The sequence below is a fragment of the Candidatus Pelagibacter sp. HIMB1521 genome (assembly GCF_052047875.1).
Taxonomy (GTDB): Bacteria; Pseudomonadota; Alphaproteobacteria; order Pelagibacterales; family Pelagibacteraceae; genus Pelagibacter.
Genome location: NZ_JBNAIZ010000006.1, coordinates 25,761 through 48,829, shown reverse-complemented (window position 1 = coordinate 48,829; position 23,069 = coordinate 25,761). Strand labels below are relative to the sequence as shown.

General features: G+C 30.4%; 25 protein-coding genes and 1 riboswitch. Of the genes, 6 read left to right on the top strand and 19 right to left on the bottom strand.

Annotated elements, in window-relative coordinates:
• Nucleotides 1-22: 22 nt before the first annotated feature.
• A riboswitch (glycine riboswitch) is annotated at nucleotides 23-112 on the bottom strand.
• 31 nt (nucleotides 113-143) lie between these two features.
• From ACTTA5_RS03275 to ACTTA5_RS03265, 3 genes are read right to left on the bottom strand one after another with little or no spacing between them, the layout of a single operon-like run.
• The gene (locus tag ACTTA5_RS03275; RefSeq protein ID WP_440647886.1) at nucleotides 144-1,016 is read right to left on the bottom strand and encodes a DMT family transporter; all 873 of its coding nucleotides are present in this window, start codon (nucleotides 1,014-1,016) and stop codon (nucleotides 144-146) included.
• Complete coding sequence (locus ACTTA5_RS03270) at nucleotides 1,016-1,957, bottom strand: biotin-dependent carboxyltransferase family protein (protein WP_440647884.1); 942 nt, start codon at nucleotides 1,955-1,957, stop codon at nucleotides 1,016-1,018. Before ACTTA5_RS03270 ends, ACTTA5_RS03275 begins: the two co-directional genes overlap by 1 nt.
• Nucleotides 1,947-2,624 (bottom strand): allophanate hydrolase subunit 1, encoded by a 678-nt coding sequence (locus ACTTA5_RS03265; protein WP_440647882.1) that lies wholly within the window; start codon nucleotides 2,622-2,624, stop codon nucleotides 1,947-1,949. The genes ACTTA5_RS03270 and ACTTA5_RS03265 overlap by 11 nt, the downstream gene beginning before the upstream one ends.
• A 28-nt stretch (nucleotides 2,625-2,652) precedes the next feature.
• Here ACTTA5_RS03265 and ACTTA5_RS03260 point away from each other — a divergent pair, with 28 nt between their 5' ends.
• Genes ACTTA5_RS03260 through ACTTA5_RS03250 form a run of 3 tightly spaced genes read left to right on the top strand, consistent with a single transcriptional unit; the run spans nucleotide 2,653 to nucleotide 4,701 of the window.
• Nucleotides 2,653-3,426: a 5-oxoprolinase subunit PxpA gene (locus ACTTA5_RS03260; RefSeq protein WP_440647970.1), complete on the top strand. Its 774-nt coding sequence runs from the start codon at nucleotides 2,653-2,655 to the stop codon at nucleotides 3,424-3,426.
• Complete coding sequence (locus ACTTA5_RS03255; RefSeq protein ID WP_440647880.1) at nucleotides 3,426-3,911, top strand: tetratricopeptide repeat protein; 486 nt, start codon at nucleotides 3,426-3,428, stop codon at nucleotides 3,909-3,911. Before ACTTA5_RS03260 ends, ACTTA5_RS03255 begins: the two co-directional genes overlap by 1 nt.
• A 4-nt stretch (nucleotides 3,912-3,915) precedes the next feature.
• A complete protein-coding gene (locus ACTTA5_RS03250) occupies nucleotides 3,916-4,701 on the top strand; it encodes a putative hydro-lyase (protein WP_440647878.1) in 786 nt (261 codons plus the stop codon).
• On the opposite strand, the gene ACTTA5_RS03245 is transcribed toward ACTTA5_RS03250, so the two are convergent.
• Genes ACTTA5_RS03245 through ACTTA5_RS03230 form a run of 4 tightly spaced genes read right to left on the bottom strand, consistent with a single transcriptional unit; the run spans nucleotide 4,702 to nucleotide 7,997 of the window.
• Entirely contained in the window at nucleotides 4,702-5,409 is a 708-nt protein-coding gene (locus ACTTA5_RS03245) for an ABC transporter ATP-binding protein (protein ID WP_440647876.1), read from the bottom strand.
• Nucleotides 5,399-6,121 (bottom strand): ABC transporter ATP-binding protein, encoded by a 723-nt coding sequence (locus ACTTA5_RS03240; protein ID WP_440647874.1) that lies wholly within the window; start codon nucleotides 6,119-6,121, stop codon nucleotides 5,399-5,401. The genes ACTTA5_RS03245 and ACTTA5_RS03240 overlap by 11 nt, the downstream gene beginning before the upstream one ends.
• The gene (locus tag ACTTA5_RS03235; RefSeq protein WP_440647872.1) at nucleotides 6,118-7,131 is read right to left on the bottom strand and encodes a branched-chain amino acid ABC transporter permease; all 1,014 of its coding nucleotides are present in this window, start codon (nucleotides 7,129-7,131) and stop codon (nucleotides 6,118-6,120) included. The genes ACTTA5_RS03240 and ACTTA5_RS03235 overlap by 4 nt, the downstream gene beginning before the upstream one ends.
• On the bottom strand, nucleotides 7,131-7,997 hold the full coding sequence (locus ACTTA5_RS03230) for a branched-chain amino acid ABC transporter permease (RefSeq protein WP_440635302.1): 867 nt from the start codon (nucleotides 7,995-7,997) through the stop codon (nucleotides 7,131-7,133). The genes ACTTA5_RS03235 and ACTTA5_RS03230 overlap by 1 nt, the downstream gene beginning before the upstream one ends.
• A gap of 147 nt (nucleotides 7,998-8,144) precedes the next feature.
• Here ACTTA5_RS03230 and ACTTA5_RS03225 point away from each other — a divergent pair, with 147 nt between their 5' ends.
• Together ACTTA5_RS03225 and ACTTA5_RS03220 are read left to right on the top strand one after the other, a co-directional pair.
• A complete protein-coding gene (locus ACTTA5_RS03225; protein WP_440647870.1) occupies nucleotides 8,145-9,401 on the top strand; it encodes an ABC transporter substrate-binding protein in 1,257 nt (418 codons plus the stop codon).
• A gap of 100 nt (nucleotides 9,402-9,501) precedes the next feature.
• A complete protein-coding gene (locus ACTTA5_RS03220) occupies nucleotides 9,502-10,113 on the top strand; it encodes a YjbE family putative metal transport protein (RefSeq protein WP_262589620.1) in 612 nt (203 codons plus the stop codon).
• Here the strand turns inward: ACTTA5_RS03220 and panB are convergent.
• From panB to ACTTA5_RS03170, 10 genes are read right to left on the bottom strand one after another with little or no spacing between them, the layout of a single operon-like run.
• Complete coding sequence (gene panB, locus ACTTA5_RS03215) at nucleotides 10,110-10,883, bottom strand: 3-methyl-2-oxobutanoate hydroxymethyltransferase (protein ID WP_440647868.1); 774 nt, start codon at nucleotides 10,881-10,883, stop codon at nucleotides 10,110-10,112. The two genes, ACTTA5_RS03220 and panB, sit on opposite strands and share 4 nt — an antisense overlap.
• Nucleotides 10,876-11,277 carry a hypothetical protein gene (locus tag ACTTA5_RS03210; RefSeq protein ID WP_440647866.1) on the bottom strand — a complete coding sequence of 134 codons (402 nt, stop codon included), beginning with the start codon at nucleotides 11,275-11,277 and terminating at the stop codon, nucleotides 10,876-10,878. Before ACTTA5_RS03210 ends, panB begins: the two co-directional genes overlap by 8 nt.
• 9 nt (nucleotides 11,278-11,286) lie before the next feature.
• Entirely contained in the window at nucleotides 11,287-11,706 is a 420-nt protein-coding gene (locus tag ACTTA5_RS03205) for a VOC family protein (RefSeq protein ID WP_440647864.1), read from the bottom strand.
• 21 nt (nucleotides 11,707-11,727) lie between these two features.
• Nucleotides 11,728-13,290 carry a glutamine-hydrolyzing GMP synthase gene (gene guaA, locus ACTTA5_RS03200; protein ID WP_440647862.1) on the bottom strand — a complete coding sequence of 521 codons (1,563 nt, stop codon included), beginning with the start codon at nucleotides 13,288-13,290 and terminating at the stop codon, nucleotides 11,728-11,730.
• Complete coding sequence (locus ACTTA5_RS03195; protein WP_440647860.1) at nucleotides 13,280-13,717, bottom strand: tetratricopeptide repeat protein; 438 nt, start codon at nucleotides 13,715-13,717, stop codon at nucleotides 13,280-13,282. Before ACTTA5_RS03195 ends, guaA begins: the two co-directional genes overlap by 11 nt.
• A complete protein-coding gene (gene guaB, locus ACTTA5_RS03190) occupies nucleotides 13,717-14,793 on the bottom strand; it encodes an IMP dehydrogenase (RefSeq protein WP_440647858.1) in 1,077 nt (358 codons plus the stop codon). Before guaB ends, ACTTA5_RS03195 begins: the two co-directional genes overlap by 1 nt.
• 37 nt (nucleotides 14,794-14,830) lie before the next feature.
• A complete protein-coding gene (locus ACTTA5_RS03185; RefSeq protein WP_440647856.1) occupies nucleotides 14,831-15,442 on the bottom strand; it encodes an RlmE family RNA methyltransferase in 612 nt (203 codons plus the stop codon).
• Nucleotides 15,443-16,354, bottom strand: coding sequence for a glycosyltransferase (locus ACTTA5_RS03180; RefSeq protein ID WP_440647854.1), 912 nt, complete (start codon nucleotides 16,352-16,354; stop codon nucleotides 15,443-15,445).
• Nucleotides 16,354-17,160, bottom strand: a complete 807-nt coding sequence (gene pssA / locus ACTTA5_RS03175; RefSeq protein WP_440647852.1) for a CDP-diacylglycerol--serine O-phosphatidyltransferase — start codon at nucleotides 17,158-17,160, stop codon at nucleotides 16,354-16,356. The genes ACTTA5_RS03180 and pssA overlap by 1 nt, the downstream gene beginning before the upstream one ends.
• A gap of 2 nt (nucleotides 17,161-17,162) precedes the next feature.
• Nucleotides 17,163-17,810, bottom strand: a complete 648-nt coding sequence (locus tag ACTTA5_RS03170; protein ID WP_440647850.1) for a phosphatidylserine decarboxylase — start codon at nucleotides 17,808-17,810, stop codon at nucleotides 17,163-17,165.
• A gap of 76 nt (nucleotides 17,811-17,886) precedes the next feature.
• On the opposite strand from ACTTA5_RS03170, the gene ACTTA5_RS03165 reads away from it, so the two are divergent.
• The gene (locus tag ACTTA5_RS03165; protein ID WP_440647848.1) at nucleotides 17,887-19,101 is read left to right on the top strand and encodes an NADP-dependent isocitrate dehydrogenase; all 1,215 of its coding nucleotides are present in this window, start codon (nucleotides 17,887-17,889) and stop codon (nucleotides 19,099-19,101) included.
• Here ACTTA5_RS03165 and alaS read toward each other — a convergent pair.
• Both alaS and recA read right to left on the bottom strand, forming a co-directional pair.
• The gene (gene alaS / locus ACTTA5_RS03160) at nucleotides 19,093-21,759 is read right to left on the bottom strand and encodes an alanine--tRNA ligase (RefSeq protein WP_440647846.1); all 2,667 of its coding nucleotides are present in this window, start codon (nucleotides 21,757-21,759) and stop codon (nucleotides 19,093-19,095) included. The two genes, ACTTA5_RS03165 and alaS, sit on opposite strands and share 9 nt — an antisense overlap.
• Nucleotides 21,760-21,853: 94 nt before the next feature.
• The gene (gene recA / locus ACTTA5_RS03155; RefSeq protein WP_440647844.1) at nucleotides 21,854-23,008 is read right to left on the bottom strand and encodes a recombinase RecA; all 1,155 of its coding nucleotides are present in this window, start codon (nucleotides 23,006-23,008) and stop codon (nucleotides 21,854-21,856) included.
• Between the last annotated feature and the right edge of the window lie 61 nt (nucleotides 23,009-23,069).

The following is a 23,069-nucleotide window of genomic DNA, read 5'->3' as shown; positions in this document are numbered from 1 at the left end:
GAACTCAATCTCTTTCCAGAGTTAATATAATACGGTCCTTTTACCTGAGAGTTTCCTGGGTGGTTGCTCCTTCGGTGTCACAAAGTTTGTGATCTCTCCCGTTAACAAATATTCTAATAAATACGGTTTAATGTCAAATGTTATTAGATCGCTTTTTTTTCTGAGGTATATAAATTGTAAAATTGAAGTAAAACTGCAAAAATAACTATTGATCCTCCAATTATAACAATGAAAGGTGGTTGTTCATTTATAAACAACCACGCCCATAAAGGACCTAGTACAGCTTCTGTTAGCATTATGATACCAACCATTGCCGATGGTGTTCGTTGAGCTCCGATAGTAATAAAGATAAAACCTAATCCTAATTGTAAAAACCCAGCTAAAAATCCTAAAAAAATATCATTAGGAGATATCATTATTTTTTCTGACATTAGATAACCGATTAACAACGCAAAAATACCTGCAACAAATTGAGCAGGAACCATATCAACAGTTGGATATTTTCTTACTACCAAAATTAATGTAGCAAAGGATATTGGCATTATGAAAGCTGCAATATTTCCAGACATTTGACCTGGAGATAAAGAACTTCCAACCATTAAAAGTATTCCTGAAATTGCAAGAATTATTGAAGTAAGAGTAATTGCTGAAATTTTTTCTTTTAAAAAAAAGTAACCAAATATTGCTAAAAAGATTGTTTGTGTTTGAATAATAAAATTAGCATTAGCAACTGTTGTGTTATACATCGCGAACACATAACCACTAAAACCAAGAGATAAAATAAATCCACCAAAGAAACCAGGAAATCCTAAATTATAAAAGGATCTAAATACTTGTTTCTTATAAGTTAAAGTTAAATACAAGGTAATAACAATTAGAAAGAATACCGTTCTCCAAAATAATATTTGCCAAAGGGTTGCTCCCTCAAATGATTTTACAATCAAACCTCCAAAACTAAGACTACATGCACCTAGAAATACTAAGAAAGGTCCAGGAAGTTTTCTAATAATATTCATTATATTTGATTAAGTAAGTTCTGAGTGTCCATCTCATATAATTTAAACAAAGTTTCAGCATCAGATAAATTTATCTCTTTAAATTTGATTTTTGAGCCAGGTGATATTTGTACCAATCGATCATAATCAACACTAGCTACCACCCCAATTTTTGGATACCCTCCAATAGTACCATGGTCTGACAGCATAATAATTGGGTTTCCATCTGCTGGTATCTGAATGACCCCTTTTAACAAACCTTCTGATTTAATATTGGTATTTACAATATTTTCAATTTTTGGACCCTCTAAACGCATCCCCATTCTATCTGAAAGTTTTGATACAGAAAATTCTTTTTCAAAAAATATTTTTTTTCCTTCTTCTGAAAAATAATCAAAGTTTGGTCCTTTTATTACTCTGATATTTTCAACTTTAGAATTTATGTAATTAGTCTTTTTTTTACTTTGGTCTGAATTAATATTTAGGATATTTACTTTTTGACCATTCTCCAATTTTTTTCCATTATTTGATCCAATATTTGCCTTGGTATTTATCGAACAACTATTCCATTGAAATTTTAAATCTAATTCTCCACCAACTGCTAAATATCCATAAACTGACTTATTTGTTGAGATTAGATTAATTTCATCTCCACTTTCAATTTGATAACTCTCATAACAATTACCATCAACTTCTGTATCACTTTTAATAATTTTAAAAACAACATCACCTGTAACTGCAATATTAATTTTATCTCCATAATATTTTATATGTGGTCCTTGGTATGCAAATTCTATAATTGGAGAATTTAATTTATTGCCTACCATCTTGTTAGCTAAACTATAATTTCTATTATCCATTGCTCCACTAAATGGAATTCCTATATGATATAAATTGTCTCTTCCTTGGTCTTGAAAGGTTGTATTTACTCCAGCTCTTATAATTTCTAAATTATTTGTCATTGTAACTATTATATTTTTCGAGATTTATTTGTTTAAAAACTACTATGTCGCCAGGATTTATTAAATTTGGCTCTTCCTCTTTTGAATTATCAAAAACATCTACAGGTGTATTACCAAGTATGTTCCATCCACCAGGGCTTTCAAATGTATAAATATTTGCAAATTGTTCAGTTAAAGCAACTGATCCTTTGGGTACTTTTACTCTTGGTGTTTCTAATCTTGGTACTCTCATATTTTCATCCAAATCACCTAAAAAAGGCATACCGGCAATAAATCCGGTCATATAACAAAAATATTCCTTACTAAAAAAATTTTCTAAAATTTTATCTCGATTAATATTTAATTTTTCTTCTAATCTTTTTATATCAAGAGAAAATTGATCATCACAACAAACTGGAATTTCTATTTTAGTGCTATTGTTATCTTGAGTTTCATTAACATTTAAATTTTCAATTAATTTTTTAACTTCTTTAAAGTTTGTTTTTCTAAGGTCATAAGAAACTATTAATTTATTATAAGAAGGAGTAAGATTATTTATACATTCAACGTTCTCTTTTTTTAAAGCTTTAAAATATTTTATTACTTCAGAGTTAACTGATTTATTTACCTCTACACCAAAATCGCAATAAACAGCTGCGTCACCAAGATTTGATATATTTTTTATCATGGCATGTTATACTTCAACAATTAGAACTATGGAAATTAATATAAATTGTGATTTAGGTGAAAAATCAAAACACCATTCAAATAAATATGATCCAGATTTACTCGATATAGTAAATTCTGCTAACGTTGCATGTGGATTTCACGCCGGTGATGAAGAATCTATGAACCAAGTGGTTCAAATATCAAAAAAAAACGGTGTAAGCATTGGTGCTCATCCATCTTTCAATGACCCAGAAAATTTTGGAAGACAAAGAATGGACCTTGCACCTGAAGAAGTTAGAAAATTAATTATTGATCAATATGAAATTTTACAAAAGATTGCTCAAGATCATGGAGAAAATGTTACTCATATAAAACCACATGGAGCTTTAAATAATATGGCATGTGAAGATATTGATTTAGCAACCACTTTAGCAAAGGCGATCAATGAAATAAGTAGAGATTTGATTTATTTAGTACCTACTGGCTCTAAAATGGAACAAGCAGCTAAAAAATTAGATATGAAAATTGCCTGTGAAATTTTTGCAGATAGAACCTATGAAGATGATGGAAATTTAGTTTCTAGAAAAAAATCACATGCATTAATTACTGATCCTGAAGAAGCTAAAAAACATGTATTGAGTATGGTAAAAAATCAGGCACTGAATTGTCACAGTGGAAAGCAAATACCTTGTGAAATCGACTCTGTCTGCATACATGGTGATAATGAAAGTTCACTTGCTACTGCAAGATCAATTAGAGAAAATTTAATTGAAAATGGACTAAATTTAAAACCTTTAAGCCAAATGGAGAAATTTTTATAATGATTAAAAAAATATTTACTGCTTTGATATTTGTTTTTTTTGCTTCCAATGCAATGTCAGCAGGTTCAGACTCAACACCTAAGAAAGTAAAATCAGACTACGATAAAGCAGTTACTCATGTTAAAGCTGCAAAAAAATTTGAAAAAAAAGGCAAACTAGAAAAAGCTAAAAAGAGATATGAAAAAGCTCAAAAACTTCTTCTAAAATCAAACGATAAAAAACCAAATCAAGCGGATACACTTAATTATCTTGGTTTTACAACAAGAAAACTTGGTGATTTTGAAAATGGAGAAAAATATTATCTTCAAGGTCTAGCGATTAAACCAGACCATATTGGAATAAATGAGTATCTAGGTGAATTATATGTTGCTACAAATAGAATGGATTTAGCTAAAGAAAGACTTAAAGTATTGGAAACTTGTAACTGTGAAGAATACAACGAGTTAAAAGAAATAATAGAAGGAACAAAGAAATCTAAATACTAATTTAATGCTAGATATTCAAAATCCATTAGAGGCAAGAAAAGTTATAAGAGAAAATAATTACAAAGAGCAAACTGCAGGTGCTGCTAATAAGTATGTTCAAGGAAATCTTTGTATCTTACCAAGCAAATATGCAATGGACTTTGCTTCTTTCTGTCAAAAAAATCCAAAACCTTGTCCATTAATTGGATTTGGTACTAAAGGAGATCCTTCATTAAAAGATCTTGGTGATATTGATATTAGAACTGATGTTCCTCAATATAGAGTATGGGAAAAAGGGAAATTAATTGACGAACCATATGATATTAAAAAATATTGGAACGAAGATTTAACAACTTTTGTTCTAGGATGTTCAATGTCTTTTGAGCTACCTTTAATTGAAGCTGGTATTCCAATTCAACACATAGAGAACAATACTATTGTTCCGATGTATAAAACTTCAATAGACTGTGAACCTGCTGGACAATTTTCAGGAAAACTAGTTGTGTCTATGAGACCCTTAAGCTCAAAGAATACAATTAGATCAATTCAAATTAGTTCCAGATTTCCAGCTGTGCATGGCGCACCAGTACATGTTGGTAATCCAGACGAAATTGGAATTAAAGATATAATGAAACCTGAATATGGTGATCCACCTAGAACAATAAAGAACAACGAAATTCCTGTATTTTGGGCGTGTGGTGTTACTCCTCAATCTGTTTTAGAAAATTCAAAACCCGATTTTTGTATTACTCATAGTCCAGGTAAAATGCTTATTACTGATAAACTAAATAATGATCTTGCTGCTTTTTAATTAATTTCCTAAAAAAACTTTAGTAACTTTTTCATTATCAATTAGATCTTCTGATTTACCATCGATAACTAATCTTCCACTTTCTAAAACATATCCTCTATCTGCCATACTTAATGCAAGTCTTACGTTTTGTTCTACGAATAATATTGATATCCCTTCTGCAACTATATTTTTAAATATCTTAATTAAGTCTTTCATAACCATTGGTGATAAACCTAAAAAAGGTTCATCCACCATCAAAAGTTTTGGTAAACCCATCATGCCTCTTGCTATAGCTAACATTTGTTGCTCACCACCAGACATTGTTTTTGCTAATTGATCTGATCTAGTTTCTAGCTTTGGAAATATCTTATAAACTTTGATTAATGAATTTGTTAACTCTTCTTTTGCTTTGGGATGCCATGCACCCAATAAAAGATTTTGTTTGACAGTAAGATGAGGAAAAACCCTTCTTCTTTCAAGTACATGTGAAATTCCTAACTCGGTTCTTTTATAAGTTGGAATATTTGAAATTAAAGTATTGTCAAAAGTGATAGAACCTTTTTTATGTTCAACAAGATTACTTATAGTATTTAAAACAGTACTTTTACCAGAACCATTTGGTCCTAAAAGCGCAACCATTTCAGCTTTATTTACATTAATAGAAACATCCCAGATAACCTGAAAATCATCATATAAAACATCAATATTTTTTACATCAAGCAGCATCAAAAGTTCCTAGGTAGGCATCTATTACTTGTTTATTGTTTTGAATTTCTTTTGGTTCTCCAAATGCAATTCTTTTTCCTTGATCTAATGCAAGAACATTGTCCGAAATTTCCATGATAATATTTATGTTATGTTCGATTGTAATAATTGTTACACCAGTTTTTTTTAATTTTTTAACAAGTTCGACAAGTCCAGGGATAGTCTTTTGATCCACACCTCCGGTTACTTCGTCCATCAAAAGTAATTTGGGATCAATGGCCATAGCTCTAGCCATTTCTAATCTTTTCCTTTGTCCGGTTGATAACTCTTTTGCAAAATGATGTCTTTTCTCAATCAAATCTACAAAGTCAATAATCTCTAAGGCTCTATCTCTTGCTTTTTTAATATCTTTTTCTTTTACAAATGCTCCTATCATTACATTCTCAAGTAATGTTTGATCTGCAAATGGTTTTAGTTTTTGGAAGGTTCTACCTACACCAAGGTTACTAATTTTATCAGGACTAATTCCAAAAATATTTTTATCAAAAAATTTTACTTTTCCAGTATCTGGTTTTGTAAAACCAGTAATCAAATCAAATAATGTAGATTTACCAGCACCATTAGGTCCTATAACTCCTAAAATAGATCCTTCTTCGACATCAAAAGAAATATCTCTGTTTGCATGGATTCCACCAAAAGATTTACTTAGATTTTCAACTGTTAATATTTTCATCTTTGTTTTTTTCTTTCTAAAATATCTTTAGGAATAAATGAGATCAGACCATTTGGTCTAAAAATGCAAATAATCATTAAAATCAAACCATAAAAAATTAAGTCAACAGCGCCACCTGTGCCTCCTAAATAAATTCTTGAATATTCTGAAATTGGCACAAGTATTGCAGCTCCTATAATTGGGCCCCAAACATTTCCAATTCCACCTAGGACTGTGATTAATAAAACTATAATTGATATTTCAATATTGAAAACTCTATCTGGATCAATAATCAAAATATATTGAGCAAACAAACTACCCATTGGAGCCATGATCATTGCTGAAATCACATAAGCTATAATTTTATAGTTTGAAACATTTATACATAAACTTAATGCTGCTTGTGGATCATCTCTAACTGCTCTTAATCTGTAACCTAGTTTTGATCTACTTAGTAACCAAACTAAAAAGAATGTGATCAAAAAGAATATTAAAAAAACATAATAATATGGAGCTTTACTACTATGAAACTGCAATGCAGACCACGAATCTTCTGGTGTCATTGTCACCCATAATCCTGATGCAGCTCCTACTAAATCCCATCTTTGAAAAACTACTTGGAAACTTATTCCAATTAATAAAGTTGCAATTGCAAAGTAGTGACCACTTAATCTCAGCATTGGTATGCCAATTAAGACAGCAAAAATTGCTGAAACTAACATGCCAAAAAATATACTGATCCATGGTGTTATTCCGTACTCCATATAAAAAAATGAAGTTGCATATGCACCTATTCCAAAAAACGCTCCATGACCTAAACTAATTTGACCAGAAAAACCTGCTATAACATTCCAAGACTGGGCCATAACTGCATGCATAAAAATCATAATAAATAAATGGAGATAAAATGAATTCATCCCAAAAAGTGGAAGAGCAAACAAAAGTATAATTAGGCCAGTAATAATTGATATTACTCTATTATTCGTATTCCAAATCGGTTCTGATTTTGCAATTTCTAACTTATTATCCATTAATACCTACCAAACAAACCTTGAGGTTTGTAAATCACAACTAAAAGGTAAATTGCAAATACATATAAAAGTTTAAATGATGGATCGATCAATAATCCACCAAGAGATTCTACTAAACCTATAATTATACCGGCATATAAACACCCAATGATGCTTCCAAAACCTCCTAATGCTACTGCAACGAAAGCAAATAATGCAAAATTAATACCAACATCAGTAAAAATAAAAAAATAGTTTGCCATCATTCCGCCCGCTACACCTACACAACCAAGTCCAATCGCCCAACCAATTGCAAACATTTTATTTGATGGAATTCCTAAAATTTCTGCTGCATGTCTATCTTGTGCTGTCGCTTGAAGGGCTAATCCAGTTTCTGTTTTTGTCACAAACCAATACAAACCAAAAAAAGCAACCAAACAAACAAGACTTGCATATAATTGGGGTTGACCAATAAACACAGATCCAATTTCAATACGACCCTCTAATAGAGGTTTATCAACGTTTCTAAAGTCTGGTGTCCATAATAATTGAGCAATCGATCTAATAAAAATAGACAATCCAAATGTTGCACAAATTTGGATAAGCATTTTTGCTTTTAATATGTAGCGAATTAAAAAATAATGAGTAACAATTCCACAAAATGCCAACAAGAGTATAGTTATTGGTATCGAGAATAATGGATCTAAACCAAATAAAGACCAAAGCCAAAATGATGAAAACATAGACAACATCAAATGCTCTCCATGAGCAAAGTTTACAATTTCCATCAAACCAAAAATCAAACTCAAGCCTGCTGCAATTAATGCATAGATTAATCCCATCATTAATCCTGTGACTATAGCTTGAATTATAATTTCAGAAGTCATTTGGTTTATTATTAAAGTATATATAAAGAATGTATATATTAAACAAATACTTCTTAAGCATTGATAAAATAAAAAAACTAAATCATTGAATTGATCAATTGAATAGTATTAAGTTAGATATTTAAAAATTAAACAAGAGGGAAAAAAATGAAAAAATTAATTCTTACAGTATTTACTTTTTTTTCATTAATATCTGCGCCAGCAATTAGTTACGCAGAGGATGTAAAAATTGGAGTACTTTATCCACTTACAGGACCTGTTGCTCAGGTTGGTAAAGACGCTGTTGCAGCAGTTAAGACAGCTTTAGATATCATCAATAACAGTCATAACATTCCAGGTATGCCACTTGCGAAAGATGCAGGATTAAAAGGATTAGGCGGCGGTAAAATATCTATCGTAGTTGGAGACCATGGTGGAAAACCAGATATCGGTGTTGGTGAAACTGAGAAAATGTTAAATTCTGACAAAGTTCATGCGATGTTTGGAGCTTACTACTCATCAGTAACTGGTGCTGCTAGTCAGGTTTCTGAGAGAGCAGGAATACCTTGGGTAAACGGTGAATCTACTTCTCCAAAATTAACAACAAGAGGATTTAAATACTTCTTCAGAGTTACTCCACACGATGGTGAGTTTACTCAGCTTATGTTTGAATTCATGAACGACTTTAACAAAAAGAATAGCAATAAGTTAAAGACACTAGGTATTATTCATGAAGATACATTGTGGGGTGCTGATAGTGGTGGAACTCAAGATAAAATGGCTAAAGAACAAGGTTATGATGTTGTAGAGAAAATTAGCTATAAAGCTAAAACAACAACTTTAAGTTCTGAAGTACAAAGATTGAAAGCGAAAAACCCAGATGTTTTATTGCCTTCATCTTATACAGCTGATGCATATTTATTTTTAAATACTGCAAAAGAACTTGATTATAATCCTAAACTTTTAGTTGCTCAAAACGCTGGTTATACAGATCCTAAATTCATAGATACAATGGGAAGCAAAGCAGAAGGTGTGATCACAAGATCACCTTTTAACACTGACTTAGCAAAAACTATTCCTATGATTGGAACTGTAAACGATTTGTTTAAAACACACTCTGGTGGAAGAGATTTATCAGATGTACCTGCAAGAGCATTTACAGGTTTTATGGCTTTAGCTAATGCAATTAATAATGCTGGATCAACAGATCCTGAGAAAATCAGACAAGCTCTAGTAAATCTAGATATGTCATCTGAATCTTTAATTGTTCCTTACAGAGGAATTAAATTTGGTGCAGATGGTCAAAACGAGAAGACTAGAGGTATTTTAATGCAAGTTCAAAATGGAAAATACTGTACAGTATATCCATTTGAGTTAGCAGCTTGTGAGTTAAAATATCCTATGCCTACTTGGTCTGAAAGATAATTTAATAAAAATACAATTATTAAGGCGGTCAAATTTTTTGACCGCCTTTTTTTTATTCTTTGATTGCAATCTCTATAAATTAAAATAATAATTAGACATCTTGATTGAAGAGCTCATAATTCTAACCCAAATTATTTTTATCACTATTATCTTAACTGCAGATAATGCTGTGATAGTTGGATCTATTGCATCAAATTTTGTACCCAAAAATAGAAAACAAATTATTTTATGGGGTGTAATTGGAGCGTTTGTTTTTAAAATCTTTTTTGCAATCTTTGCTACTTTTTTATTTGAATTTTATTTTATAAAAATTTTAGGTGGGTTGTTGTTAGTGTGGATAGTAAATGATTTAAGAAAAGACCTTGTTGATATAAAAAATATAAAACCTTCAGTTAAAAAAACAAAACAACCATCATACATTAATAGTATAGGTAAAGTGCTATTTGCTGATCTAATGATTAGTTTTGACAATGTCATAGGAGTTGTTGCTGCAGCTCAAGGATATTTTGGCTATATGATTTTTGGTCTTGTCCTATCGGTCGTTCTCACAGGTGCTTTAGCTACTTATATGGCTAACTATATTCAAAAACATATTTGGATAGCATACATTGGTTTAATATTTATTTTAGTTGTTGGTCTACAATTAATTATAGGTGGTTTAGTAGATCTTGAGATACTTAATATTAATGAAGAATTTAAAAAATACTTTTAATTAAAAGAATATTTTTTTGAGGGAAATTTTCTTGTTTTAACCTCATTAGCGTAATTAGAAACTGCTTTTGATATTTCTTTCTTTATATTTGTATATTTCTTAACAAATCTAAATTTAATTGGATTTAAACCTATCAAATCATCAAAAACTAAAATTTGACCATCACAATTTTTAGATGCTCCTATCCCAATTGTTGGAATTGCAACACTTTTAGTTACTTGTTTTGCTAATGATGTTTGAACACACTCTAAAACCATACAAAATGAACCAGCTTCTTCAAGTAACTTTGCGTCTCTCATAATATTTTCTTTTTCACTTTGTTTCTTACCTTTAAATTTAAATGTTTTATCTGACTGAGGTAAAACTCCTATATGACCCATTACAGGTATATTATTTTTAACTAAGGCTTTAATAGTATTTATAATTTTCTTTCCTCCTTCTAATTTGACCCCATCACATTTAGTTTTTTTCATAATTAATTTTGCGTTTTTCAATGCCTCTTTAGGATTACGATAAGTATTATGAGGCATATCAACAATCATTAAACTTTTTTTAATACCCATACGAACACTCTTGGAGTGTTCAATCATAGTATTTAAAGTTACTTCTCTAGTAGACTTGTAATTATATAAAACTGATCCAAGTGAATCTCCTACTAAAATCAGATCACAATAATTATCTAAAACTGAAGCAATATTTTTTGAATAAGCAGTTAGACTAACTATTTTTGACTTATTTTTTTTTCGTATAAAATTTTTAATTTTATTCATTTCTTAATTCTTGATTTATATAAGTATTTAAGAACTTTTTAGATATAGATAGTTTTTTTGCAACTGCAGTTTTTTCATCAATAATTCTCCAAAAAGGAAGGTTGGGTTTTTTTAATTTTTTTTTTCTTTGTTCCTCTAATGATGCTTCTATAGCAATTCTCAAAAATATTCCTGTAGAAACAGGGCATGTTTTGTTTACTTTAGCTTTTTTTGCCAATGCATCTCTCATTTCAATAACTGTCTTTTTTTTTCCTTTTGGAATTTTTTTTATGAATTTAGCTATCGATGATGGTGACGACACTAGCATTGTTTCACCTTTTTTAATGTCTGCAAAGTTAAAAGTTAATTTTTTAATTTTTTCTTTATATGGTTTGTTAAACTTCTCAATCCACATTAAAAAATGTTACCAGGTACCTGTATTCTCCATAGAAGACCAAGGTTCTTTTGGTTCTAAATTACCTTCTTGAAGTATTTCTATTGAAATTTTATCAGGTGATCTAACAAATGCCATATGACCATCTCTTGGTGGTCTGTTTATAGTATAACCCATGTCCATTAATCTTTGGCAAGTTTCGTAAATATTATCTACTCTATATGCAAGATGACCAAAATTTCTTGAACCTTCTCCTAGTTCATCCCCATCCCAATTATATGTTAGCTCAATTTCTGCTTTGTCATCATTAGGAGCTGCAAGAAATATTAGAGTGAATCTTCCTTTTTCATTCTCCATTCTTCTTGTTTCTTTTAGCCCAAGACCTTCACAGAAAAATCTTAAAGATTCATCTACGTCTTTAATTCTGATCATTGTATGTAAATATTTCATAAGATGTTTTTATAATTAAAATTACTCTAATTCAATAGTACTTGGGGGCTTAGAAGTAATATCATACACAACTCTATTAATTCCTCTTATGCTATTGACAATTTTGTTGGAAATAGTTTGCATAAAAGATTTTTTAAACTCATAAAAATCTGCAGTCATTCCATCTTCAGAGGTAATTGCTCTTAGTAAACATAAATATTCATATGTTCGGTTATCACCCATAACACCAACTGTTTTTACTGGAAGTAATGCTGCATATGCTTGCCAAATTTTATGGTAAAGCCCATGATCTCTTAAAGCTTGTATAAAATAATGATCAGCTTCTTTTAAAATTTTAATCTTTTCATTAGTAATAATACCTGGCATTCTAATTGCTAAACCAGGACCAGGAAACGGATGTCGTGAAATTATTTCATGACTTAAATTTAACTCTAAACCTAATTTTCTTACCTCATCTTTAAATAGAAATTTTAATGGCTCTACTAACTTCAAATTCATTTTTTTAGGTAAACCACCCACATTATGATGTGATTTTATTTTGGAAGTTTGACTTCCAGTTACAGACTTGCTTTCAATTAAATCTGGGTACAAAGTTCCTTGTGCCAAAAATTTTACATTTTTTATTTTCTTTGCATATCTCTCAAATATTTTGATGAATAGATTTCCTATTATTTTTCTTTTTCTCTCTGGATCAGAAACATTTTTTAATTTACTTAAAAATTCCTTTTCAGCATTCACATAGATTAAATTCATTTTTAGTCGTTTTTTAAAAGTTTGAACAACCTGAACTTCTTCATTTTTTCTAAGCAATCCAGTGTTTACAAAAATACAATATAGTTTTTTACCTATTGCTTTATTCAATAATTGAGCAACCACACTACTATCTACACCACCTGATAATGCACAAATTACTTTATTATTTCCAACTTCAGCTCTGACATCTTTAATTAATTGTCTCTTTTGATCTTTTGAAGACCAATTTCTTTTTATTTTGCAAATAAGAAAAATAAAATTACTAATCAGTTTTTTTCCGTTCTCTGTATGAGTTACCTCTGGATGAAACTGGACACCATAATAATTTTTGATTTTATTTTCTACAATTGCAAATTTTGAATTTGAGCTTGAAGCGATTACTTTAAAATTTTTAGGTAATTTAGATACTTGATCAGCGTGGCTCATCCAGACTACTTTAGATTTTTTTGTACCAAAAAAATTATTAGTTAAGAGACTATTATTTTTTTTAATTACATTTGCTAAACCAAATTCACGATGCTTTGATTGTTTAACTCTTCCTCCATTAAGTTTAGATAATATTTGATGTCCAAAACAAATGCCAAGAACAGGAATATTTAATTCCAAAATTTTTTTATCAAATGAATACTTATTAATTTGATAAACATTCAGTGGACCCCCTGATAAAATTATACCTTTTACGCTTTGATTAATTTGATTAAGTTTAATTTTTTTATGACTCACAATATCCGAGAAAACACCCAGTTCTCTTATTCTTCTAGCTATCAATTGAGTAAATTGTGAACCAAAATCTACAATTAAGATTTTGTTAATGCTATTATCAAGACTCATTACTTGGTTCTAAATTTTTTAAAGACTCTAAAATTTCATTATTTTCATCACATAATGACTTACATACTTGAACAAATGTTTCAGATAATTCTTTAACTTTGTCGTAATTAGATTTTTCAAGTGCAATTTTCATTAGCATTAAAATAGCTTCTTCATTTTGAGGATCAATTAATAGAGTAGTTTCTAAGTTGTATTCTTCTTTTCTTTGATCTTCTTCATGATTATAAATTTTCGCTAAATACAAATATGAATTTGCATCCTTTGGATTAAATACGATATTTCTCTCAAATAAAAATCTCGCATCCTCATATTTTTCTTTTTCATACAATTTAATTGCTTCATTAAAAAAATTTTCTTTTGAAAAAGAATTAGATTGAAACGAAACAACTAAAACAACCAGTGAAATAAATTTAAAAATTCTATTCATTAATATTTATTATCATTTTTGATTACATCCACATTATGAACCATACTTTCATAAAATCCTGCTTTAGTAATTTTAACAAATTGTGGTTTATTTCTCAATTTCACAATTTCTTTTGAACCAAGATAACCCATAGATGATTTAAGGCCACCAATTAATTTAAATATAATACTGCCAACATCACCTTTGTATTTTACAAAACCTTCCACTCCCTCTGGAACATACTTGGATGTATCTTTTTGCTTAGTTTGAAAATACCTATCTGCCGAACCTTTATTCATAGCTCCTACAGAACCCATCCCCCTAAAGCTTTTAAATAATTTTCCATTTTTCTTTATTAATTTACCAGGTGTTTCATCTGTACCTGCAAATAAAGAACCTATCATGACTGCATCCGCTCCTGCTGCAAAAGCTTTTGCCAAATCGCCAGAATATTTTATTCCACCATCAGAAATTATTTTTACATTTTTATTTTTAAGTCCATTTCTTACTGATAAAATTGCACTTAACTGTGGAACACCTATCCCTGCTACTAATCTTGTTGTGCAAATTGATCCTGGTCCAATACCAACTTTAATAATATCTACTCCTAATTTAATTAAAAATTTTGCTGCTTCTGGTGTTGCAATATTTCCAGCACATAAAGCGATGTTCTTATGTTTAATTTTTTTTATATATTTAACTATTTCTCCCACTTTTTTGGTATGTCCGTGAGCGGTATCTACTACAATTAAATCAACACCTTCTTTAAGTATAGCTTTAGCTCTATCAAATTCACCAATTGATGCTCCAACAGCTGCTCCAACTAACAATTTTTGTTTTTTAACTTTTTTAATTTCTAAAATTTGTTTTTTGATATCTAAATTTCTATGAATAACTCCTATTCCTCCTGCTTTACCAATTGCTATAGCCATATTGCTTTCTGTTACAGTATCCATAGCAGAAGATAAAAGTGGGATTTTAAGTTTTAAATTTTTCGTTAAATTTACTGATGTATTTACTTCAGATGGCAATATCTCTGAGTACTTTGGGGCTAGCGTAACATCGTCAAAGGTGAGCGCTTCTTTTATAGGAACCATGATCTTTTATATACGATTCCTTTTAATTTTAAAGTCTCTATCTAAGTTTTTTACAAATTATAAAACTTTCTTTTGAATCTTTCCTACTAGATTTAGGTTTAAAAACCTTAACTTCTTTAAAATATTTTTTACCTTCTGCGACTATTTCGTTGAAAGTTCCCCCCATAAAGATTTTAGAAATAAAGTAACCATTTTCATTTAGCAAATCTTTCGCAAATACCATTGCTTCTTTACAAAGTTCTCCTGTTTGAATTGAATCAATGTTTTTAATTCCTGTGGTATTTACAGCCATGTCTGACATCACAACATCTACTTTAGTGGTTGTATTTTTTTTTATCTCTTGCTGAACTCCTTCTTCAGTGAAATCACCTTGTATTTGAAAACTTGATCCAATTGGCTCCATCTTTTTCAAATCAATTGAAATTAATTTCCCATTCTTAGATACTTTATTTGCATATTGGGACCAGCTTCCAGGAGCAGCTCCAATATCAATAACAGTTAATCCACCTTTAAAAATTTTAAATTTTTCGTCAATTTCTATAAGTTTGTAGGCAGATCTTGCTCTATAACCATCAACTTTTGATTGTCTAACGTATGTATCTCTCCGTTGTTTGTTGACCCAATTTTTTGAAATTTTATTTTTTTTCAATTAATTTTCAAATCTTAAGCTTTTATTTAATATCTTGCCATCAAGAGTTTGGATTTCTATTTTGATATCTTTATTTACTCTCATATCTTGATTGTTTTTCCAAATGCCAGCCGCAAGATGCATTATTCCAATTTTGTAATTAGGTAAATAAGGTTCAACGAATGTATTTTTTGACTCATCAAATTTTGGTAAAAGATTGCTTGTTATCCAATTACAATTTAAAGGTAAAAATTCTGTTTCAATATTGTCGTGATAAACAGAAATGTTCATTGCAAGTTGTTCAGAGCCAAAAATATCTCCACCTTTTAAAGTTTCTCTAAGATTATTTTGCCAAATTTCCCAAGATTTAGAATTTTTTTCTAAAGAAAAAACACCTATATTTATATGAGGTGCAAAGGCTAATTTCCTAGCTTTATCCAAATTAATTTTAGCTTTTACTGCATGTTTAAAATTTTGAGATTTAATTATTGCGAGTTTTCCAAAAACCCAATTTACTTTTGAGGTAATTTTATAACCTGGTCCAATAGTTTGAGTTATTCCCAATTTATTGTCATCACATGCTTTAAAATATAATTCTATTGTTTGCCAATCATTGACCCAAGCATCACAATCAATCCATAGATATTTTTCATAATTAGGAAAATATTTTGGTAGAAATGCCCTTGAAACTTGACTTTTTAACCACTCTCTTCCTTTAATTTTACTTTCAGGAACTTTTATATCCCACTCTGCAGATTTAATCTCATCTACTTTAGATAATAATTTATTTTTTTGTTCTTCTGATAATCCAGCATCCAAAACACATATTGCAGTATCTTTGCTAGCTTCGAACTGTTTGATGGAGTCTATTAATTCATCCAATAAAGGGAAATAATTAGAGTCTGCTAAAGAAACAATAGTATTTTTTTTCATTACAATACATCTTCAAGATCGTCATCTTCATCGTCATAATTCTGACCTTCGTTTTGTTTTTTAAGTTTTTGATAATGAAAAAAGCTTACTGGAAGCATAGTTAAATAAATTAAAGCACTTAATGAAATTACATTAAAAGGATAAATTAACAATAATCCAAAAAATAAAACAATTCCAAATAATAAGAAAATTGTTGTCTTTCTTTGAATTACAATTTTTTTAAATGAATAGCTTGGAAACTTACTAATCAATAAAAAAGAAGTGACAATAAAAAATATCGGCACAATAATTGTATAATCTACTTTAAACACTTCAATACTAGACATACTAAATATAAGTGGTGTTAATACTAAAATTCCACCAGCTGGAGAAGGAACACCTTCAAAAAAATTATCTCTCCAAGATGGTTCACCACCTGTATTTACATTGAAACGTGCCAATCTTAATGCGACGCAAATTACATATATTAAACAAACTAGCCATCCAAACCTTCCAAGTTCATTTAGCTTCCAAAAATACATTATAAAAGCAGGAGCAACCCCGAAGCTAATCATGTCAGTTAAAGAATCTAATTCCTTTCCAACTTTAGATGTACCTTTGATTAATCTTGCTATTCTACCATCTAGTCCATCAATTACAGCTGCAATAATTATTGCTATAATTGCAAACTCATATCTTCCATCTAAAGCAAATCTTATAGAAGTAAGACCAATACAAACACCTATAAGTGTGAGCATATTAGGTAAAATTACTCTAGCACTCCTTTTTTCAGGAACTATTTTAAAATTTTTTTTAGGTTGTTGCATATCTATCTTTTAGCTAATAGAGTTTCCCCTGAAATAGCTGTTTGACCAATTTTTACTAATGGTTCATAATTCTCATAGTAAACATCTGCTCTACTTCCAAATCTTATCATTCCAATTCGATCCCCTTGATTAAGTGTTTGATCTTTATTTGTCTCGCAAACAATTCTTCTTGCAACCAAACCTGCTATTTGGACTATGACGATATCATTTCCATGATTATCTTTTAATTTATAATAGTTTCTTTCATTGTCCTCACTCGCTTTATCTAATGAGGCATTTAAAAATTTTCCTGGCTTGTATAAAATATCTTCAACTTTACCCGAACAAGGAGTTCTATTTACATGACAATCAAATACGTTCATGAAGATACTAATCTTTTTAAATTTCTTGTTTTCTAAATTTAATTCTTTTGGTCCATCTACCTCTTCAACTTTAATTACCTCACCGTCTGCTGGGCTTACTAGATAATTGTCATCTCCTATGATTGTTCTTTCAGGGTCTCTAAAGAAATAATAAACCCATATAGTTAAAAGCAATCCAATTAATCCTAAAAATCCATTTACTAATAATAAGATGATTGTGATGAAGCCTGCGATTACAATAAACTTATAACCCTCTGTGTGTATCTTTGGAAATATCTTGGTAAACATATTCTTCTATTTGCTAATTTTCGATTAATATGTATATAAACCAATCAAATTCAATTAATAAGATAAATTTAATTTAATGAGCAAAATCAAGGTAAATAACCCTGTTGTCGAGTTAGATGGTGATGAAATGACTCGAATTATCTGGGAGTTTATTAAAAATAAATTAATCCTTCCGTATATCGATCTTGGAATTGAGTATTACGATCTTGGAATGAAAAGTAGAGATAATACTGATGATCAGATCACAATAGACTCGGCAAATGCTATCAAAAAAATTGGTGTTGGAATTAAATGTGCAACCATTACTCCTGATGAGGCAAGAGTTGAAGAATTTGATTTAAAAAAAATGTGGAGATCTCCTAATGGAACAATAAGAAACATTATTGGAGGAACAGTATTCAGAGAACCAATTATTTGTAAAAACATTCCAAAATTGGTTCCTTCATGGACAGATCCTGTGATCATCGGAAGACATGCTTTTGGTGATCAATATAGAGCTACAGATTTTAAAGTGCCTGGAAAAGGTAAAATGGAAGTTAAGTGGACGTCAGAAGATGGAAAAGATGAAATAAAATATGAGGTATTTAATTTCACTGGTCCTGGCGTAGCACTATCAATGTATAATTTAGACAAATCTATTCAAGACTTTGCAAGATCATGTTTTAGCTATGGATTAATTAAAAGGTGGCCAGTCTATATGTCTACAAAAAATACAATTTTAAAACAATACGACGGAAGATTTAAAGATATTTTCCAAGAAGTATTCGATAATGAATACAAAGAGGAATTTGAAAAACATAAGTTAACTTATGAACATAGGTTAATTGATGACATGGTTGCATGTGCAATGAAATGGAGTGGAAAATATATCTGGGCTTGTAAAAATTATGATGGTGATGTCCAGTCCGATACTATGGCTCAGGGTTATGGATCATTAGGATTAATGACAAGCACTCTGTTAACTCCTGATGGAAAAGTGATGGAAGCTGAGGCTGCTCATGGAACTGTTACTAGACACTATAGAATGCATCAACAAGGAAAGGAGACTTCTACAAATCCTATTGCATCTATATTTGCATGGACAAGAGGATTGGCTCACAGAGGAAAATTAGACAATAATCAAGAATTAATTAAATTTGCTCAAACATTAGAGGCTGTATGTATTGAGTGTGTTGAAAATGGATCTATGACAAAAGATTTAGCAATTCTTGTTGGACCGAACAGTAAGTTTTTAACTACCAATCAGTTTTTAGATGAAATTGATGGTAATCTTAAAAAGAAATTAAATTAAAGATTTTATTTTTTCAAAAGCATCATTGATTTTGGATTGGTCTTGACCACCTGCTTGAGCAAAATCTTTTCTTCCACCTCCACCTTTACCTCCAATGACTTCTGAACCTGCTTTTACAAATTGTACTGCATCAAATTTTTCAGTTAGTTTTTCTGTGACACCTACAGCTATACCAACTTTGTCATCTTTGCTTGCAAAAACTATTACAATACCTTCACCTAATTCTTTTTTACCTTTGTCTACAAGTTTTCTTAATTCTTTAGGCGGAAGATCTTCAACATTTTGAAATCTTACTTTCACCCCATTGATATCTTGATCATTAACTTTATTTTTGGATTGATCTTGTAATATTGAATTAACTGATAGAGTTTCTAATTGTTTATTTAAATTTTTGATTAAAACTTTTTTATCACTTTCATCTAAATTAGGCTTTCCACCAAGATCTGAAATTTGCTTGCTCAATTCATTAATTTGTTCATCATCTTTTTCAGAGGACAAATTTAACATTTTCTCTTTATTTTTAAGGTAATCCTCTAGTTGCTTATCTCTTAAAGCCTCTACTCTTCTAACACCTGCAGCAATTGAAGATTGGCTGATAATTTTAAATTTACCTATATCACCAGTGTTTTTTACATGAGTTCCACCACATAATTCAGTTGAAAAGTATTTTTCTCCTTCATCCCCCATTGATAACACTCTTACTTCGTCTCCATATTTCTCACCAAATAATGCTAAAGCTCCATTATCAACTGCCTCTTTTGGTGTCATAATTCTTGTAGTTACATCAGATTGTTTAGAAATCATATCATTTACATGACTTTCTATTTTTACCATCTCATCATCTGAAATTGGTTTCATATGACTAAAATCAAATCTTAATCTTTCTGGCTCAACTAGAGATCCTTTTTGAGTAACGTGCGGACCTAAAACTCTTCTCAAAGACTCGTGCAATAAATGAGTTGCTGAATGATATGCCCTTGTGTCATTTCTTTTTTCAATATTGATTTTCATTTCAACATCTTGTTCTAATTTTATTGAGCCTTTTTTCACTTTTCCATAATGAACAAATAGATCTCCCAATTTTTTTTGAACATCTGTTACTTCAAATTCAAATTCATCCTTAGAGATCAACCCTGTATCTCCTACTTGACCTCCAGATTCTGCGTAAAATGGTGTTTGGTTAACAACAATGATACCTTCGTCTCCAGCATTTAAAGTATCAACTTCTTTATGATTTTTAAGAAGTGATTTTATAACTCCTTGTGCTTGATCATTTTCATATCCTAAAAATTCTGTAGCTCCATGTTTTTCTTTAACTCCATACCAAACTTGTTCAACTGCACTATCTCCAGATCCTTTCCAATTTTTTCTAGCAAGCTCAATGCTCTCTCTCATCAACTCACCAAATCTTTCTTTATCAAACTCTAAAGATTTTGATTTTAAAATATCTTCTGTAAGATCAATTGGAAATCCATAAGTTTCATAAAGTTTAAAAGCAATGTCACCTGGTAAAACTTTATCTATTTTAGAAATTTCATCATTTAAAATTTTAATACCTCTATCTAAAAGAACTAAAAACTTTTCTTCTTCCATTTTTAGAGTTTCTTTTATTAAAGACTCTGCTCTTTTTAGTTCAGGATAATTTCCTGACATTTCATTCAATAAGGTATCAAACAATTTTGAAAATACTGGATCCTTAGCTCCTAATAAATGAGAGTGCCTCATCCCTCTTCTCATAATTCTTCGAAGTACATACCCTCTTCCTTCGTTAGATGGCAACACTCCTTCAGCAATTAAAAATGAACTTGCTCTTAAGTGATCAGCAATTACTCTAAAGCTAGATAGATTAGATTTATCTGATTTAATTTTAATTATATCTGATGCAGAATTAATTATTTTTTTAAAATGGTCTGTTTCATAATTATCATGAGTGCCTTGAAGTAAAGCAGCTATTCTTTCTAAACCCATTCCAGTATCAACTGATGGTTTTGGAAGATTTATTCTTTTATCTTTTGTAATTTGTTCAAATTGCATAAAGACCAGGTTCCAAATTTCAATAAATCTATCTCCATCTTCATCTTTAGTACCAGGTAATCCTCCATGTAAATGATCACCATGATCAAAAAAGATTTCTGAACAAGGTCCACATGGTCCTGTTTCGCCCATTGACCAAAAATTATCTGAAGTTGCTATTCTAATAATTCTATCATCGTTAAAACCTGCTATTTTCTTCCAAAAATTGAAGGCTTCATCGTCCTCATGGAACACTGTTACATAAAGTCTATTTTTATCTATCCCAAAATCTTTAGTGATTAAATTCCATGCATAATCAATTGCTTGCTCTTTAAAATAATCTCCAAATGAGAAATTTCCTAACATTTCAAAGAAAGTATGATGTCGAGGTGTGTAACCTACATTTTCTAAATCATTATGCTTACCACCAGCTCTTACACATTTTTGTGATGTTGTGGCTCTTACATAATCTCTTTTTTCTAAACCTGTGAACACGTTCTTAAACTGGACCATTCCTGAATTAGCAAACATTAACGTTGGATCATTATTTGGAACCAAATTACTAGATTCCACTATCTGATGATCGTTCTTTTCAAAATACTTTAGAAAAGTATTTCTTATTTCATTGAGAGTTTTGTCTGCCATATTTTTAAAATACAGCTTTTTTATTTTATGTCTAGATACAGTACGGGAAAAAAGGCGCTTAAATTAAGCGCCTTTTATTAATAAAGATGACCTATTAATTCTTTTTAGATGGAGGAGTAGCTTCAGCTTTTGCTTCTTCTTCTTTTTCAGCTACTTTCTTTTCTTTCTCCAATTTTTCAGGATCTATCGGGTTTCCTTCTATTTTTTTAGAAATAACACCAGCTTTTTCCCTAATTGCCATTTCAATTTCTGCAGCAACTTTAGCATTTTGAGCTAAATAAGTCTTAGCATTCTCTCTACCTTGACCAATCTTCTCACCTTTATAAGCATACCATGCTCCTGATTTTTCAATAATATCTGCTTTGGAACCAAGATCTACTAATTCACCCATCTTGCTAATTCCTCTTCCATACATCAAATCAAATTCAACTACTTTAAATGGTGGCGCTACTTTATTTTTTACTACCTTCACTCTTGTAGAGTTACCAATAATTTCATCTTTATCTTTGATGGCACCAATTCTTCTAATATCCATTCTAACTGATGAATAAAACTTAAGCGCATTTCCACCTGATGTAGTTTCTGGACTTCCAAACATAACTCCAATCTTCATTCTGATTTGGTTAATGAAAATCATCATTGTGTTTGTGTTTGAAATTGAGCTTGTTAATTTTCTTAAAGCCTGACTCATTAATCTTGATTGAAGACCTACATGATGATCTCCCATCTCACCTTCGATCTCAGCTTTTGGTGTTAAAGCTGCAACAGAGTCGATTACGATAACTGAAATAGAGCCTGATTTTACTAGCGTATCAGCAATTTCTAATGCTTGCTCACCAGCATCCGGCTGTGAAATTAAAAGTTCTTCAGTATTTACACCTAATTTTTTTGCATAAACTGGATCTAAAGCGTGCTCTGCATCAACGAATGCACAAATTCCACCTGCTTTTTGAGCTTCAGCAACAACTTGCAATGCTAATGTTGTTTTTCCAGATGATTCTGGTCCATAAACTTCAATAATTCTTCCTTTTGGTAATCCGCCTATACCTAAAGCTAAATCAAGACTTAAAGAACCTGTTGAAACAGACTCAATATCCATAGCTCTCTTTTGGCCAAGCTTCATTACAGAGCCTTTTCCAAAATTATCTGTAATTTGAGCTATTGCAGCATCTAGTGCTTTGTTCTTTTCTTTACTATCCATTTCTTGATCTTTAGTAGATTTAACTACTTTTAGGTTACTTTTCGTCATTTTTTGCCTCTTTTTTTACGTTTTTTAACAGTCGAATCATGATTTAAATGTACACATTTTG